At 66.3% G+C, this 16,749-nt stretch carries 14 protein-coding genes; 5 read left to right on the top strand and 9 right to left on the bottom strand.

Going from position 1 to position 16,749, the window contains the following annotated elements; all coding sequences use genetic code 11:
* The first annotated feature begins 15 nt into the window (after positions 1-15).
* A complete protein-coding gene (locus ACWYRN_RS15050; protein WP_488688418.1) occupies positions 16-2,859 on the top strand; it encodes a PAS domain-containing protein in 2,844 nt (947 codons plus the stop codon).
* Between the two features lie 42 nt (positions 2,860-2,901).
* On the opposite strand, the gene ACWYRN_RS15045 is transcribed toward ACWYRN_RS15050, so the two are convergent.
* Positions 2,902-4,374 (bottom strand): alanine/glycine:cation symporter family protein, encoded by a 1,473-nt coding sequence (locus tag ACWYRN_RS15045; RefSeq protein WP_488688417.1) that lies wholly within the window; start codon positions 4,372-4,374, stop codon positions 2,902-2,904.
* Between the two features lie 198 nt (positions 4,375-4,572).
* Here ACWYRN_RS15045 and ACWYRN_RS15040 point away from each other — a divergent pair, with 198 nt between their 5' ends.
* Positions 4,573-5,523, top strand: a complete 951-nt coding sequence (locus tag ACWYRN_RS15040; RefSeq protein WP_488688416.1) for an MYG1 family protein — start codon at positions 4,573-4,575, stop codon at positions 5,521-5,523.
* 49 nt (positions 5,524-5,572) lie between these two features.
* On the opposite strand, the gene ACWYRN_RS15035 is transcribed toward ACWYRN_RS15040, so the two are convergent.
* The 4 genes from ACWYRN_RS15035 to ACWYRN_RS15020 all read right to left on the bottom strand — a co-directional run bounded on the left by ACWYRN_RS15035 (position 5,573) and on the right by ACWYRN_RS15020 (position 9,208).
* Positions 5,573-7,264 (bottom strand): 6-pyruvoyl-tetrahydropterin synthase-related protein, encoded by a 1,692-nt coding sequence (locus tag ACWYRN_RS15035; protein WP_488688415.1) that lies wholly within the window; start codon positions 7,262-7,264, stop codon positions 5,573-5,575.
* Positions 7,265-7,341: 77 nt separating this feature from the next.
* Complete coding sequence (locus ACWYRN_RS15030; RefSeq protein ID WP_488688414.1) at positions 7,342-8,208, bottom strand: oxygenase MpaB family protein; 867 nt, start codon at positions 8,206-8,208, stop codon at positions 7,342-7,344.
* Between the two features lie 3 nt (positions 8,209-8,211).
* On the bottom strand, positions 8,212-8,703 hold the full coding sequence (locus ACWYRN_RS15025) for a DUF6328 family protein (RefSeq protein ID WP_488688413.1): 492 nt from the start codon (positions 8,701-8,703) through the stop codon (positions 8,212-8,214).
* Positions 8,704-8,800: 97 nt separating this feature from the next.
* A complete protein-coding gene (locus tag ACWYRN_RS15020; RefSeq protein WP_229439296.1) occupies positions 8,801-9,208 on the bottom strand; it encodes a hypothetical protein in 408 nt (135 codons plus the stop codon).
* 169 nt (positions 9,209-9,377) lie between these two features.
* Between ACWYRN_RS15020 and ACWYRN_RS15015 the strand changes: the two genes are divergently transcribed.
* Positions 9,378-9,581: a hypothetical protein gene (locus ACWYRN_RS15015; protein ID WP_488688412.1), complete on the top strand. Its 204-nt coding sequence runs from the start codon at positions 9,378-9,380 to the stop codon at positions 9,579-9,581.
* 1 nt (position 9,582) lies between these two features.
* Here ACWYRN_RS15015 and ACWYRN_RS15010 read toward each other — a convergent pair whose 3' ends face one another.
* The 4 genes from ACWYRN_RS15010 to ACWYRN_RS14995 form a co-directional block, all read right to left on the bottom strand.
* Positions 9,583-10,914, bottom strand: coding sequence for an ATP-binding protein (locus tag ACWYRN_RS15010; RefSeq protein WP_488688411.1), 1,332 nt, complete (start codon positions 10,912-10,914; stop codon positions 9,583-9,585).
* Positions 10,911-11,573, bottom strand: coding sequence for a response regulator (locus ACWYRN_RS15005; protein ID WP_229439293.1), 663 nt, complete (start codon positions 11,571-11,573; stop codon positions 10,911-10,913). The genes ACWYRN_RS15010 and ACWYRN_RS15005 overlap by 4 nt, the downstream gene beginning before the upstream one ends.
* A gap of 44 nt (positions 11,574-11,617) precedes the next feature.
* The gene (locus tag ACWYRN_RS15000; RefSeq protein ID WP_488688410.1) at positions 11,618-13,135 is read right to left on the bottom strand and encodes a Do family serine endopeptidase; all 1,518 of its coding nucleotides are present in this window, start codon (positions 13,133-13,135) and stop codon (positions 11,618-11,620) included.
* A 307-nt stretch (positions 13,136-13,442) separates the two neighbouring features.
* Complete coding sequence (locus ACWYRN_RS14995; protein WP_229439291.1) at positions 13,443-13,907, bottom strand: Hsp20 family protein; 465 nt, start codon at positions 13,905-13,907, stop codon at positions 13,443-13,445.
* A 227-nt stretch (positions 13,908-14,134) separates the two neighbouring features.
* Between ACWYRN_RS14995 and ACWYRN_RS14990 the strand changes: the two genes are divergently transcribed.
* Positions 14,135-16,048: a M61 family metallopeptidase gene (locus tag ACWYRN_RS14990; RefSeq protein WP_488688409.1), complete on the top strand. Its 1,914-nt coding sequence runs from the start codon at positions 14,135-14,137 to the stop codon at positions 16,046-16,048.
* A 142-nt stretch (positions 16,049-16,190) separates the two neighbouring features.
* On the top strand, positions 16,191-16,541 hold the full coding sequence (locus ACWYRN_RS14985; RefSeq protein ID WP_229439289.1) for a hypothetical protein: 351 nt from the start codon (positions 16,191-16,193) through the stop codon (positions 16,539-16,541).
* Positions 16,542-16,749: the final 208 nt, after the last annotated feature.

Here is a 16,749-nt window from a genome sequence, read left to right as displayed (position 1 = left end):
GTTCTATAATCAGGCATGACCTCGCCGCCGGAATCCCGCCACACCCTCCCCGACACCTCCTCCCAGCATTTGGCAGAGGAGGCTGTCGCCATTCTGGAAAGCATCTCCGACGGCTTCTTCTCGATCGACCGCGAAGGCCGCTTCGTCTACGTCAACCGCCAGGCCGAACGCATCCTCGACGTGCACCGCGAAGACATCCTCGGCCGCACCATGGCCGAGGCCTACCCCGGCCTGGCCGGCACCGCTTTCGAGGAAGCCTACGTCAAGGCCATCCGCGACAAGACCGCCACCGAAGTCACCGCCTTCTATCCCGAGCACGGCAAGTGGTACGAGGTGCGCATCTCGCACGCCGCCACCGGCCTCACCTTCTACTTCCGCGACGTGACGGCGCAGGTGGGCACCGAACAGGCGCTGCGCGAGAGCGAGCGCAGTTTCCGCCAGCTGGCCGAATCGATTCCGCAGATCGTCTGGATCGTCACGGCGGCGGGCCAGGCCATCTATTTCAACCAGGTCTGGGAAGACTACGCCGGCGTGCCCATCGATTCCTCGACACCGGCGGACGTGGCCGGGGAATTCGTCCATCCCGAAGACCGCGCCGCCACCATGGCGGCCTGGGGCGAAGCCTACGCCCGGGGCGGGCGCTTCCAGGTCGAGCACCGCATCCGCGCGCGCTCCGGCGCCTACCGCTGGTTCCTGGTGCGCGCCGAGCCCTATAAAAACGCCGCCGGCGAGATCGAGCGCTGGTTCGGCACCTCGACCGACATCCACGAGGAAAAGCTGGCCAAGATCGCGCTGGCCGAGGGCGAAGCGCGCTACCGCCAGCTGTTCGAAGCGCTGGAAACGGCCGGTCGGCGCCATGCTTTCCAGCTGGCCCTGGCCGACCGCATCCGCCCGCTGACCGACCCCGGCGAAGTGACCGCCGCCGCCAGCGAACTGCTCGGCAAGGAAGTCGGCGGCAAGCGCGTCGTGTACGGCGAGACCGACCCGGACGGCGTCTGGATCCAGATACATCCCGACTGGACTACCGGCGACATGCCCTCGATGCGCGGCGTGCGCCTGCGTCTCGACGACTTCGGCGTGGCGGCGGTCGACCTGCTGCGCGCCGGCCGTAACCTGGTACTCGACGACGTCACGCGCGACGCGGCCACCGCGCCCCATGCCGCGGCCTACCGTGCGGCCGGCATGGGCGCAGCCCTCGGCATTCCCTTGATGAAGAACGGCCGCCTGCACGCCGTGCTGAGCGTGCACCACGACCAGCCGCACCATTGGAGCGCCGAGCACATCGCCATGGCCGAGGACATGGTCGACCGCACCTGGTTCGCGCTCGACAGCCTGCGCGCCCAGGCCGCGCTACGCGCCGAGCGCGACCAGAGCCGCCAGATCTTCGACAACATGGCCGAGGGCTTCGCCCTGCTCGACGCCGACTGGACCATCCTGCAGGTCAACGAGACCGGCACCCGGCTGATCCGGCGCACGCATGCCGAGCTGCTCGGCCGCAAGCTGTGGGAGGCAATGCCGCACCTGGCCGGCGGCCCGGTGGAAGCGCTGTACCGGCGCGTGCAGGCCGGCGGCCAGCCGGAGTACCTCGAGCACCGGCAAATCCTGCTGGACGGCGCCGGGGCCTGGATCGAGAGCCGCGCCTACCCGCTGCCCGAGCAGCGGCTGGCGGTCTTTTTCCGCGACATCGGCAAGCGCAAGGAGACCGAGGACAAACTGCACGAAGCCGACCGCCGCAAGGACGAATTCCTGGCCATGCTGGCACACGAGCTGCGCAACCCGCTGGCCCCGATCGGCGCCGCCGCCCACCTGCTGCGCCTGGGACGGCTCGACCAGGAACGGGTGCGCCAGACCAGCCAGATCATCGGGCGCCAGGTCGACCACATGACCCACCTGATCGACGACCTGCTGGATGTGTCGCGCGTCACGCGCGGCCTGGTCGAACTCGACATGGCGCCGCTCGACATCCGGCACGTGGTCACCGACGCCGTCGAGCAGGTGGCGCCGCTGATGCAAAAGCGCCGCCACCACCTGCATTCGCACATCCCGCCCGATACCACGATTGTCCTGGGCGACAAGAAGCGCCTGGTGCAGGTGCTGGCGAATATCCTGAACAACGCCGCCAAGTACACCGACGAAGGCGGCAGCATCAGCCTCACCTCGGAAGTGCGGGCCGATCATGTGACCATCGAGGTGGCCGACAACGGCATCGGCATGACGCCGGAACTGGTGGCGCGCGCCTTTGACCTGTTTGCCCAGGCCGAACGCAGCTCGGACCGCGCGGCCGGCGGCCTGGGCCTGGGCTTGGCGCTGGTGAAAAGCCTGGTCGAGCTGCACGGCGGCCGCGTCACCTGCGACAGCCCGGGTCCGGGACTGGGCAGCCGCTTCCAGGTCTGCCTGCCGCGGCTGCAGGCACAGGCAGCGTCCGGACCGGGCGCCACGGCGGATGTCGCCGTCCCGCCGTCCGGCCAGGGCCTGCGCGTGCTGGTGGTCGACGACAACGCCGACGCCGCGGCGATGCTGGCCATGGTGCTGGAAACCTATGGGCACGATGTGCAGGTCGAACACGGCTCGCTGGCCGCACTGGCGCGTGCGCAAGGCGAACGCCCGGACGTGTGCATCCTCGACATCGGCCTGCCCGACATCGACGGCTACGAACTGGCCGAACGCCTGCGCGCGCAGCCTGAAACGCGCGATGCGGTGCTGGTGGCGGTGACCGGCTATGGCCACGACAGCGACCGCCGCAAGGCCCTGGCCGCCGGCTTCGACCACCACCTGGTAAAGCCGGCCGACACGGCGCAACTGGCGGCGATCCTGGCGGGCATCGGCAAGGCCCGGCGCATGGGCGACCCTAAAAGATAACGGCAGCCGAAGCTGCCGTCCTTGCTGCTCGCACCGGCCGGATCAATCGGCCAGGTGCACATCCTTCGCATTGCGCTTGCCGTCGGCCACGCGCTGCTCCCAGTAATGCGCATTCGCGATGCCCAGCGCCAGCGGATCGAACTGCGGGTCCTTGCCCAATTTTTTCTGCGCCTCGTAGTCGCGCAGGCACTTGAAGGCGACGTTGCGCAGCAGGACGATGGCCACCAGGTTCAGCCAGGCCATCAGGCCGACGCCGATGTCGCCCAGCGCCCAGGCCAGGTCGGCGGTCTTGACGGTACCGTAGACGGTGGCGGCGATGATCGCCACCTTCAGCACGAACTTCAGCCAAGGATGGCGCGCATGGCGGTCGATGTAGGCGATGTTCGTTTCGGCGATGTAGTAGTAGGCAACGATGGTGGTGAACGCGAAGAACAGCAGCGCCACCGCCACGAAGATCGCGCCGAAGCCCGGCATCACGTTCTCCAGCGCGACCTGCACGTAACCCGGGCCGCCCGCCACGCCCTGCACGCCGGTGTACATCGCCACGCCGTTCGGGCCCTCCACGTTGTACTGGCCGGTAATCAGGAGCATGAAGGCGGTGGCCGAGCACACGAACAGGGTGTCGACATACACCGAGAAGCCCTGCACCAGGCCCTGCTTGGCCGGGTGGCTCACTTCCGCCGCCGACGAGGCGTGCGGGCCGGTGCCCTGGCCGGCCTCGTTCGAGTACACGCCGCGCTTCACGCCCCACTGGATGGCCATGCCGATGATGGCGCCGAAGCCCGCGTCCAGGCCGAAGGCCGAGCTGAAGATCAGCTTGACCACGCCGGGCAGCTGTTCGATGTTGAGGAAGATGATGACGCAGGCGACGATGATGTAGCCGAGCGCCATGAAGGGCACGACGACTTCGGCGAAGGTGGCGATGCGCTTCACGCCGCCGAAGATGATGAAGCCGAGGGCGATCGCCAGCAGCGCCGCGGTAACGTTGCGGTCGATGCCGACCGCGGTCTGCAGGCCTTCGGCAATCGAGTTGGCCTGCACGCCCGGCAGCAGCAGGCCGGTGGCGAGGATGGTGGCAAAGGCAAAGGTGAGCGCGTACCACTTCATGCCCAGGCCCTTCTCGATGTAGAAGGCCGGGCCGCCGCGGTACTGGTTGGCGATCTGCTCCTTGTAGACCTGGCCCAGGGTCGACTCGACAAAGGCGGAACTGGCGCCGAGGAAGGCCACGGCCCACATCCAGAACACGGCGCCGGGGCCGCCGAAGGTGATCGCGGTGGCGACGCCGGCGATGTTGCCGGTGCCGACGCGCCCGGCCAGGGTCATGGTCAGCGCCTGGAACGACGAGACGCCCTGCTCCGAGCTTTTACCTTCGAACATCAGGCGCGTCATCTCGCGCACGTGGCGCACTTGCAGGAAGCGCGAGCGCAGCGAAAAATACAGGCCCACGGCCAGGCAGAGCACGACCAGGGCCGGGCTCCAGACAATGCCATTGATAGTACTGACCAACTCGTTCATCTACATCATCCTCTTCGGTTTTGGATACACGGCGCTTATCGTTGACGATCGAAATGTTGCCCGATCTTCAAGTGGAAGAAGATACCGTATGGCTGAGAGAACGCCAATTCTTTTATGCATTGCCTTCGGATGTACACCGTGCTTTCGCGAAGCCGGTATCATCCGCATTCGCCTAAAAGAATTGAACTGGAGTTTTACATGGTCATCGTGACCCACAACGGCAAGTTCCATGCGGATGACGCATGGGCCTGCGCCGTCCTGCAGATCCTGTTTCCCGACGCCGAGCTGGTGCGTACGCGCGACGGCGCCGTCATCGGGGCAGCCGACTTCGCCGTCGACGTCGGCGGTATCTGGGACCCGGCCAGCGGCCGCTTCGACCACCACCAGAAAGGTTTCGACGGCGCCCGCCCCAGCGGCGTGCCCTACGCCAGCGCCGGCCTGGTCTGGCGCGAATACGGCGCGCGCTGCGTCGCCGCCCTCGCCCTGCAGCACGTCGGGCGCGAACTAAAGGACAGCACGGCGCAGGAGATGGCCTACGCCATCGACGCCGACATCGTGCAATACCTGGATTTGTCGGACGTCGGCGCCGCCAAGAATGCGCCGGGCGGCTATGGCCTGTCGGCCATTGTCTCCGGCTTCAACCCGAACTGGCTCGACGAAGAGCGCATCGGCTACGGCGCGCCGACCGAAGCCTACCGCCTGCAGGAATTCCGCCGCGCCATGGCGCTGCTGACCGACATCATGGTCAATTCCGTGAAATACCGCGTCGGCGCGCTGCTGGCCGTGGAACAGGTGCGCGACGCCGAGACGCTGGAAAACGGGCGCCTGCTGTATCTGCGCAACAGCGCCCTGCCCTGGTCCAGCATCGTGCGCAAGGAAATGCCGAAGGTACTGTTCGTGATCAGCCACAGCATCGGCGAGCAGCGCTACATGCTGCACACGGTCTCGGTCAGCACCGAAAGCTTCGACGCCCGCGCCGATTTGCCCGCGCCCTGGGCGGGGCTGCGCGACGCCGACCTGGCCGCCGTCACCGGCGTGCCGGACGCCACCTTCTGCCACAACGGCCGCTTCATCGCCGCCGCCAGGTCCTACGAGGGCGTGCTGGCGATGGCGAAACAGGCCTTGCAGGCGGTCGACGCCGGCAACTAAAAACAACGGGGCCAGGTCTCATCAAGACACGGCCTCGGCTGTTGCCAGGCTAGGCGCCGCTCCGGCGCGCCCGCCGCGCCAGCGCCGCCAGCACCAGCAGTACGCCCAGCGCAAGCGCGCTGATCCAGTAACCAGCGATCTCGGCCGGCAGGCGCCCAAAGCGCAGCTTCACCTCATGCGTACCCGGCGCCAGGTCGAGCGTGATGACGCCGGTGTCCTTGTCAGGACGGTAGGCGCGTGCCTGGCCATCCACGCTGGCTTGCCACGCAGGAAAGGCAAACACCGGCAGGCGCAGGCTGACCGCGTGCGGCGTCGTGATGGTGGCCGCAAAGGCGTGGCTGCCACGCACGACATTCCGGCAAGCGATCTGCAGGCGCGCGCAATCCGCTTCCAGCGCGCCGCCCTTGGCATACTCGACGAAGGAAGGTCCGCGCGCCGCCAGCAGGTATTCCGGCTGGCCGAAGCGGCCGCTGAAGTATTTGTCGTGCGTGGCCATGCGCTCGCCATTGCGGATGATCTTGAACTGCAGCACCGCGGCCTGGGCGCATTGCAGGGCAATCAGGGCCACGACCAGGACGCGCACCGTCTTGCTCCAGCGGCGCCAGGCGCCTTCGTTCAGGTGCAGTACCAGGGCGATGCTGCCCAGGATCGAGGCCAGGAACATGAAGCGGTAAGGAAACTGCAGCTTCTGCATGGGCGACAGCAGCGCGTACAGCGGATAGGCCAGTTCGGTGCCCAGCGCCAGCGCGCACAGGGCAACGATCGCCAGGCGCCGCGCATTGCGCCCACCCGCGGTGAGCGGCAGCGGCATGCGCGGCAGCAGCACGACCAGGATGATACCCAGGCAGGCGAGGGAAAACGGCCATTGCACGCCGAACCAGTAGGTGCCGACCAGGAACTGGTTCACCAGCGGCAAGGCGAAGCAGCGGCGCCAGTTGAAGTTTTCTTCCCATCCGGCCGGATTGATCAGGTGGATTTGCGTGAGCGCCGGATAGATGAAGAAGGCGGCCAGCGCCAGGCCCAGCACCACGCCGCCGAGCCAGGTGGCGTGACCGGCCAGCGTGCGCGGGTGCGGCGGCGCAAAGATCAACCGGGCCAGGCCCACGCACAGCAGGGTCATCATGCCGCTCAGCAGGTGGCTCAGGCAGATCAGGGCCAGCAAGATGGCGAGATGGCGGGCGCGTGGCTTGTCGCGGATGCTCTCGGCGGCGAACAGCAGGCTGAACGGGATACTCAGGCTCCACGGAAATGCCGCCAGGTGGGTCGACATGAAGTACAGGGTCGGGCAGCTGACTACGAATACGGCGCCGAGGACGGCGGCGCGCGCCGGATAGCGCGCCACGAAGGTCCGGTAGGCAATCACCGCCACCATCAGGAAAGGCACGGCCGCGGCAAACACCAGCGCCCGCTCGGGGCCCAATCCCAGCCAGAGGAACAGACTGGTGATGTAGTAGAACAGCGGCTGGTAGTAGAAGAAAGACGGGTCGCCCAGCCCGAGCTGGGCGGCGTGGGCCCAGCGCGGCAAGAGCACGCCATCCTGCAGCGAGGTATGGAACTGCTCGACCCAGCGCAGGTGTACCGCGATATCGTTCTGGTGCCCCAGTTTCAGGGTAGCCGCCGGGTACAGCCAGAGCAGGCCGACGAACAGGAAAACGGCAAGCGCCCCGGCGATGCGCAGCCGGCTATCGGGCGCCACGGTATCGGATGTTTCCTTGCTGAGGTAGGCCGGCGAAGTCGTCATGCTTGAAATAAAAAAGGTGCTGGCAGCGCGCCAGGATGGCGATGAGCCGGTCAGGGGCCAGCGATGAGCTTGCTATTTTAGCATTCCCAGCCTGCAGGCCGGCTACCTGATGCAAGACGGCGCGCCGCCTGCCTTGCCGGCGTATCGCCCAGCGGCAACAGCGCGGCGGTGCGCGCCAGCGTGCGCACCAGCGCCGCCTCGCCGAAGCGCAGTCCGCGTCCACGCAGCTGCGGCAATGAACGCAGCGGTTCCGGACTCATGTCGACGGCGGCGCGCACCAGCAGGCGCTGCAGCGGCCGCAAGGGAGCGGGCAAGATCGGCGCCGTGCGCATGATCTGCAGGAACTTGGCCAGGATGGCGGACCCTTCCAGCGCGGTGGCGGCCAGCAGCGCTTCCCATTCGGACCACGATTGCGGCAGGCCGGTGGCGCCGTACAGCCGTGCGGAGGCTGCCGACTCGGTGAAAGCGGCGTCCTTCTCCTGCGCGGACAAGGGCCGGGCGTAGCGGTGGCAGGCCTCGGTGAAGCCATACACGGCGGTGGCCTGCACCCAGTCGAGCAGGCGCGGATCGTTGGCATGGTAAGCGAGCCCGCCGGGCGTGGCGCCGCGCACCCCGTCATGGATGCGTACCACGCGCGCGATCAATTGTTCGGCAGCGGAACGGGGGCCATACACCGTCATCATGGCGGCAAAGCCGGTACGGCGCAGGCGCATGCCCGGGTCGCGCCGGAAACTGCTGTGGTCCCACACGCCCGAGCGCACCGAAGGCTCGGCCAGCTCCAGCAAGACCGCCGCCACGCCGCCGACGAACAGGGACACCGGATTGGCGAACACTTGCCAGGTCACACCATCGTGCGGCGCCAGCGCCGGTTCGCCGGCCGGCTGGCTGAAGTCGAATTCCATGCCCGGTGGCGGGCGCAGCAGTTCCCGGAAAGCTTGCAACATGCGTCACGCACCCTTGTCGGTGGCGCCGTAGCCATGCCGGCGGCGCGCCCTGAGCGGCACCAGGAACCACAAACCGTTCAACAGGACGCAGGCAAGAACGGCCGCGCCCAGGCTAACCAGGGCGTTATCGGAAATGACATCGATCACCACGTACAAATCGAAGGTGATGCCGCCGATTAGCGCTGCCAGCGCGTAGCAGATCGCGCGCGAACTGACCTTGATGGTCTGCAGGGTCACCTTGTCGGGTTGCGCCAGCCGCTGGTAGGCGGCCGGCAGCATCACCAGGCCGATGGCGAGCACGACGAATGCCAGGGCGGCCACGTGGGCACCCTGGGCAAGTGCAGGCATGTCGCCGAAACGCGCATTGAAGACGGCAACGGTCTGGAACCCGAACAAGGCCTGGATGCCAGGCAAGACCATCCGCGCTTCCTCGAGGATGTGTCCCATCTGGTCCTTGGGTGTCAGACCTTGTTCCTGGCTTCTGTCGACTGCCATTTTTTCCGTCGAATGTGCGTAGCGTGCCCAGCCCCGGCAATGCAGGGCTGGACATCATGCGCTTGCCAGGCGAAGACTGGTTTCGCCGGCTGGATGATTACTTCGAGGCGTCCTGGATTTTTTCGCCAGCGCGTTCGACGGCACGGCCGGTGGCGGCGGTGGCATCGCTTGCGCCTTCCTTGATGTTCTGGCCGGCTTCGCGCGATTCCTGGCGCACTTCGGCGCCGGCTTCACGCATCTTTTCGCCGGCACGGTCGGTTGCCTGGTCGATGTTCTCGCCGGCACGCTCGGCAGCATTCTCCATGTTGGCGGCGGCGCGGTCGGTGGCGGCGTCGACGCGCTCGGCGCCTTCGCGGGCGGCGGCGGCGGTGTTGGCGCCGGCGTTATCGATGGCGGCGCCGGCTTCCTGGGCCGGACCCATGTTCGGATTGTCGTCGGCTTTCTTGCAACCGGTGGCGACCATGGCGACGGCCAGCATCAGGGCGGGGATGGTAATTTTTTTCATGATGAGCTCCAAATCAAAAGTTGTAATTTAGATTACATCTTTCTTCGGAAGCACGTCACACAATTGATGTAAGGAGTGTTGCTAAATGTAAGGACAAGTGTGACCTGCGTGGCTCGCAAGGTGCTCTGCCGTATGCACAGTGCGTGCGATGCGCATGGTAGGATGGGGCATGGACCGCCGCACCGACTACAGGACCGCCCTGCTCATCCACACCATCGTCAACGCGCCGCCCGACGCCGGCCAGCCCTCGCCCGCGCGCGAGCTGGCAAAAATGGGCGTGCCGTTCGAGGTGGCGCGCCGCGTGCTCACGCGGCCGGCCGAGCGGCGCCACCAGTTTCCGTCGCGCGACCTGCCGATGAACCTGCGCTCGTAGTTCAGGTTTTCGATAGCGGGAAGCGCACGACCGCCGCCAGCCCGCCCAGCCGCTCCGACTTGTCGAGCTTCAGGCTCGCCCCATGGCGTTCGGCGATCGCCTTGATGATCGCCAGCCCCAGCCCGCTGCCGGCCGCCTCGCTGCCGGCCACGCGGTAGAAGCGGTCGAACACGCGCTCGCGTTCCTCCGGCGGAATGCCCGGCCCGCTGTCTTCGACGCTGACCACGGCCGCATCCTTTTCCAGCCGCAGCGCGATGTCGACGGTGCCGCCGCTTGGGGTGTATTTCACCGCGTTCTCGACCAGGTTGCGCAGCAGGATGTGCAGGGCGTCGGGCTGGCCGTCGACGCTGGCTTCGTCGGCATGCTGCAGGCCGAGGTCGATGTTCTTGGCCTGGGCCAGGCCGGCCAGGTCGCCCACGGTGCGCCGCGCCAGCTCGGCCAGGTCGACCGGCTTGCTGGCCGCCCCGTTCGCCGCCGAGGCTTCCTGGCGCGCCAGCACCAGCAGCTGCTCGACCAGGCGCGTGGCGCGGTCGATGCCGGCGGTCAGGCGCGCCACAGCCGTCTTGCGCGCTTCCGGGTTGTCGGCGCGGTCCAGGCTTTGCGCCTGCAGGCGCAGCGCGGCGAGCGGCGTGCGCAGCTCGTGGGCGGCGTCGGCCACGAAATGCTGCTGGGCGTCGAAGGCCGTCTTCACACGCCCGAACAGCAGGTTCAGCTCGTGCACCAGCGGGCGCACCTCATCGGGCAGGCCGGCTTCCGACACCGGAGACAAATCGTCGGCCTGGCGCGCCGCCACCTGCTTGCGCACGCGCGCCACCGGTTGCAGCGAACCGCTCACCACCCACCACACCACCAGCATCAGGATCGGCATCATCACCGCCGTGGGCCCGAGCGTGCGCAGGGCCAGGTTGCCGGCCATGTTGCGGCGCACGGCCAGGTCCTGCGCCACCTGCACGGTCTGGCCGGAAGTCTGGATCGAGAACACGCGGTAGGTGGTGCCGTTGGCCTTGACGTTGGAAAAGCCGAGTACCGCGCGCTGCGGCAGGCGCGCGCGCGAGACGCTGTGGAACACCTGCACGCCGTCCGGCGACCACATCTGCACCACCAGGTCGTCGTTGCCCGGGGCTTCCTCAAGCTTTTCGCGCGCCTCGGTGTTCGACAGCGGCGTGCTCGAGCGCAGCGACAGCGCCATCTGCTGCATGTGGTAGTCGAAGATCTGGTCGGCGTCCGACAGCGCCGTGTTGTAGGCGATCGAGGCTTGCGCCAGCGCCGCCAGCGTGATGGCCGCCAGCAGGAACCATAACAGGCGCCCGCGCAGCGAGTGGGTCATTCTCATGCCTTCGGTACCATGTAGCCGACGCCGCGCACGTTCTGGATCAAATCGCTCCCCAGCTTCTTGCGCAGGCCGTGGATATACACCTCGACTGCGTTGCTGCTGACTTCATCGCGCCAGCTGTAGAGCTTTTCCTCGAGCTGGGCGCGCGAGAGCACGGCGCCGGGGCGCGCCACCAGGGCCTCCAGTACGGCCCATTCGCGCGCCGACAGCGACACCGGCTCGCCGTCGACCAGGGTTTCGCGGGTGGCGGGATTGATCGAGATGTTCTTGTATTCGAAGATGGGCTCGGCGCGGCCGGCGGCTCGGCGCAGCAAGGCGCGGATGCGCGCCAGCAGCTCGTCGAGATCGTAGGGTTTCAATACGTAGTCGTCGGCGCCGGCATCGAGCCCGGCGATGCGCTGGGCGACGGAGTCGCGCGCGGTGGCGACCAGCACCGGGGTGCGGTCCTTGCGGGTGCGCATCGAGCGCAGGACATCGAGGCCGTCCTTGCGCGGCAGGCCCAGGTCGAGCAGGACCAGGTCGTAGTTCTGGTTCTGCACCAGGGCCGTGTCGGCCATTTCGCCGTCTTTCACCCAATCGACGGCGTAGTGCTCGGCCCGCAGCAGGTCGAGCACCACTTCCCCAATCATCGTATCGTCTTCAACTAACAACAGCCGCATCGCCTTACCTCTTGTGTGTGATCCGGCTGCGCCAAGACGGCGTCTTAGCCTATCCGCACCGGAAAGAAGATTCTTTCATTTCCGCGCTGGATCAGCAAGGCTACCGATTTGGTGGACTTGCCGACCGCGTCGCGCACCTGGTCCACGCTGGACACCGGCTTGCCGTTCACCGACAGCAGCACGTCGCCCGGCGCAATGCCGGCCACCGCCGCCGCGCCGCGCGCGTCTTCGATCACCAGGCCGGAGGCGATGCCGCTTTGGCGCCGTTCGAGCGGGTCCAGCGGACGCAGCGCCAGGCCCAGCTTGGCGCCCTTGTCGGCTGCCGCCACTTCTTCGCGCTCATCGGGCGCGGCCTTGTCGTCGGCATTCGCCAGCGTTGCGTTCAGGCGCACGATCTTGCCGTCGCGCCAGACGTCGAGCGCGACCTTGTCGCCCGGCTTGGCCACCGCCAGCGTGCCCGGCAAATCGCCGGAGCCGATGATGGGCTGGCCATTCACCTTGCGCACCACGTCGCCGGATTTCAGGCCGGCCTTTTCGGCGGCGCTGCCGCGTTCGACGTTCGCCACCAGCGCGCCTTCAGGCGAATCGAGGTTGAAGGAATCGGCGAAGCTCTGGTTCACGTCCTGGATCGACACGCCCAGCTTGGCATGCTGCACCTTGCCGGTGGCGACGATCTGGTCCTTGATGCGCGCCGCGACGTCGATCGGGATCGCGAACGACAGGCCCTGGTAGCCGCCGGTCTGGCTATAGATCTGCGAGTTGATGCCGACCACTTCGCCGCGGGTATTGAGCAGCGGACCGCCCGAGTTGCCGGGGTTGACGGCGACGTCGGTCTGGATGAACTGCACCTGGCTGTCGTTGCCCAGGCTGCGGCCGGTGGCGCTGACCACGCCGGCGGTAACGGTCGACTCCAGGCCGAAGGGCGAGCCAATGGCCAGCACCCATTCGCCGGTCTGCAGAGCACGCGCATTGCCCAGCGGGACAGTGGGCAGGTTCTTGGCGTCGATCTTCAGCACGGCGACGTCGGTGCGCGGGTCGGAGCCCAGCACCTTGGCGCGGAACTCGCGGCGGTCGGCCAGCTTGACGGTTACCTCGCTGGCGCCCTGCACCACGTGGGCATTTGTCAAGATGACGCCGTCCGGGCTTACGATGAAGCCCGATCCGGCGCCGAAAACGGGAGCGTCACGTTGCGAACCGCGCGGGTCCTGGAACTGACGGAAGAATTCATAGAACGGGTCGCCCGGGCTCATTTGCGGCATACCGCGCGCGCTGGTCTTGGTGGTGCCCATGACGCGGATGTTCACGACCGCCTTGCCATTCTGCTTGGCGATGGTGGTGAAGTCCGGCAGGGAGACCGTGGCCGCGGGGGCGCCTGCCACGGCGGGCGGCGCCTGCACCGGAGCGGGCGCCGGGGCCGCTGCAACGGTTGCCTGGGCCTGGGCGGTGGCGTTGTTGTGGTTGACTGCAACCGCACCGACCGCCCCGCCAATAACGCCCGCCGCGCAGAGCGCCAGCGTGAGACGTTTTGCGGTGATGGCAGTGACTGCACCTTCGTTTTGCATGGACGTACTCCTGGATGAAAGGGTTGCCGATAACGGGTTATCGCATGGTGATTAGTTTCGCCGATCTGTCTTAGAACATGCTTAAAACTCAGCGTTACGATTGGCTGTTGCGCGGACGTCGGAATGCCTGTGCATTCAACTGGACACGCACGTCAATACGTAGCGTGGACGGCACAGCCGTCCACCCTACGCGCCGCAGCCGGCGTTGGCAGTGCATCGCCAAACGCAGGGACGGACAATTCTGTCCGCTTCCGGACGTAAAAAAGGGCGCCCGGTGGGCACCCTCTTTCGTTACTGCTCTACGCCTTTAGGCTGCTTGACGCTGTTCGATTTGCTGAACATTGTCGATGGTGCCTGCCGCATCGCCGATCGCGATCTTGCGTGGCTTGAGCGCCTCGGGCACTTCGCGCACCAGTTCGATGGTGAGCATGCCGTTGTCGAACGAAGCGGTGGTGACCTTCACGTGGTTCGCCAGCTGGAAGCGCTGTTCGAAGTCGCGGGCGGCGATGCCACGGTGCAGGTAGGTACGCTGGGTCTCGTCCTTCTGCTTGCGGCCGGTCACGTGCAGCGAATCGCGCTCGGTGACGATTTCCACTTCGTTACGGTTGAAACCAGCCAGCGCCATCACGATACGGTACTGGTCTTCGGAGACCAGCTCGATGTTGTACGGCGGGTAGCTCGGCTGCGATTCGGCGCGTTGCTCGAGCAGGCTGGCCAGGCGGTCGAAACCAATGGCGGAACGGTACAGGGGAGTCAGATCGAAAGTACGCATGATTAAATATCCTCGTTAAGTTAAGCGATAAGTTGACGGACCTCATCGTGAGCATCCGTTGGGACCAATCTAATGCCATCTCAATCGATTTTCAAGGGATACGAAATACGGATTTTTAAGACATTTTGCAAATTTTATTTGCAATGATGTTTCGGAGTATTTCAATGCTTTCCGGCACAGGGTGCGTGCTACACTCGTCCGGTTTTGTCACCCGCACACATCACAAGATGACCGCTCACAGCCCGTTTTCCCTTGCCGCCAAATCGGCGTCCGCCCTCGCCCTCGCGCTCGCACTGGCCTTCCCAGCACAAGCAGCCGTGCCGGCCCCAGTCGACCAGCCCTACCCCGGCACCATCGTCCTGAAGGTCGATGCGACCAACCTGTCGCAGCAGATCTTCCGCATGCGCATGACGGTGCCGGTGAAGCCGGGCCCGATGACTTTCCTGTACCCGCAATGGCTGCCGGCGAACCACGGCCCGAGCGGTCCGCTGACCCAGCTGGCTGGCCTGAAATTCAGCGCCAACGGCAAAGCCGTCGAATGGACGCGCGACCCGGTCGAAGTCTTCGCCTTCCACGTCACCGTGCCGGAAGGCGCCACGACCCTGGACGTCGAATACCAGTTCCTGTCGCCGCTCGACCCGGGCCAGGGCCGCATCGTCATGACCGACGACATCATCGGCCTGCAGTGGCCATCGGTGACGCTCTACCCTGCCGGCTACGTGGCGCGCCGCATCACCGTGCAGCCGTCGCTCACGCTCCCGGCAGGCTGGCAGTACGGCACCGCGCTGGAGACGGCCACCCGCCAGGGCGACGAGATCCAGTTCCAGCCGCACGACCTGGAAACCCTGATCGACTCGCCGCTGTTCGCCGGCCGCCACTTCAAGCAGTTCGACCTCGACCCGGGCGCCAAGGTGCGCGTGTCGCTGAACGTGGTTGCCGACAATGCCGAGAGCCTGGAAGCCAAGCCGGAACAGATCGCCGCCCACCGCGCGATGGTCCAGCAATCGCTCAAGCTGTTCGGCTCGCACCACTACCAGCACTACGACTTCCTGCTGGCCCTGTCGGACGAATTCGGCGGCGTCGGCCGCGAGCACCACCAGTCGAGCGAGAACGGCGTGAAGCCGGGCTACTTCACCGACTGGGCACGCAGCGAAGCCGGCCGCGATTTGCTGCCGCACGAGTACACCCACTCGTGGAACGGCAAGTTCCGCCGCCCGGCCGGCCAGGACGTCCCGAACTTCAACACGCCGCTGCAGAACAGCCTGTTGTGGGTGTACGAAGGCCAGACCCAGTACTGGGGCGGCATCCTCGCTGCGCGCTCGGGCCTGGTGTCGAAGGAAGCCGCACGCAACACGCTGGCCGCCACCGCCGCCCGCTACGACAACACCCAGGGCCGTGCCTGGCGCGCCATGCAGGACACGGTGAACGACCCGATCATCGCCGGCCGCCGCGCCCTCGCCTGGAGCAACTGGCAGCGCAGCGAAGACTACTACTCGGAAGGCGCGCTGATCTGGCTGGATGTGGACACCAAGATCCGCGAACTGTCCGGCGACAAGCGCTCGCTCGACGATTTCGCACGCGCCTTCTACGGCATCGACAACGGCAGCATGCTGCCGGCCTTCTACACCTTCGAGGACGTGGTCGCCGCGCTCGACAAGGTGCAGAAATTCGACTGGGCGCCCTTCCTGCGCACCCGCGTGGAAGGCCACGGCCCGGGCGCCCCGCTCGACGGCTTGGCCCGCGCCGGCTGGAAGCTGGTCTACACCGACACCCCGACCGACGCCATCAAGGCTGCGGAAGAGCGCAGCAAGTCGGCCGACTTCAGCTACTCGCTGGGCTTCTCGGTGCGCGCCGATGGCGGCGTGAGCAACGTGATCTGGGATGGTGTCGGTTTCCGCGCTGGCCTGGCCGGCAACACGACCGTCGTGGCGGTGAATAACCGGGCCTACAAGGCCGAGGTGCTGAAGGCGGCGGTGAAGGCGGCCAAAGGCAGCAAGGCGCCGATCGAATTGCTGGTCCGCAAGGGTAACAACCTGCGCACCATCTCGCTCGACTACCACGACGGCCTGCGCTACCCGCGCCTGGAACGCATCCCGGGCACGCCGGACCGCCTGGACGCGATCTACAAGGCGCTGAAGTAAAACTGTCGAGGGATCTCGAGAAACCGTCGCGAGCGGAAGGACTGGCAATCGAGAAGCGCAGCTGTACGGAAGTACAGCGAGCATCGCAGATTGTCAGTCCGACGCGCAGTAGGTTTATCGGGATTCCTGTATGCTGCGCGCTATGACTACCGACTCCTCCGATATTGAACTGTCCGGGCCTTTCCAGGCCGCGGACAGCACCGGCCGTACCCATGACGTCAAGGCGATCCGCATTTTCGACGAGGGTTACGGGATCATCGACGTGTACGTGGACTTTGCCAAGCCGCTCGACAGCGGCTTGTACAAGGACCGCGTGCTGGTCAAGAACATCATCGACCGCCTGCGCGCGCTGGGCTATAAAGGGCCGGATTTCGGACACAGCGATCCGGGGCTGCAGGAGCGCAAGCTGATCGTGCTCGAGGCGCCGGAAGAATTCACGGCGTTTGCCAAGGCGCGTGGCTGGAAAAACCTCGCCGAAGACTTCGACGAGTAAGCATTAGCCGCTGGCGTCAACCGTACGGTGGGCACGCTGTGCCCACGCGGAAGCTGGCGTCATGTTGGCTGCGTTATACCGGCTCCGTTTTCATGTCGCGGTGCCTCCTGGGGAAACTCCGCGGTTCGTCCAACATCCGCTTTCAAACTGCGCTAACGCTGCGCTGGCTTCCGCGTGGGCACGGAGTGCCCACCGTACGATTAGCATG

Source organism: Massilia sp. BAP21 (assembly GCF_057801335.1).
This window is presented reverse-complemented; position numbering and strand designations above follow the sequence as displayed.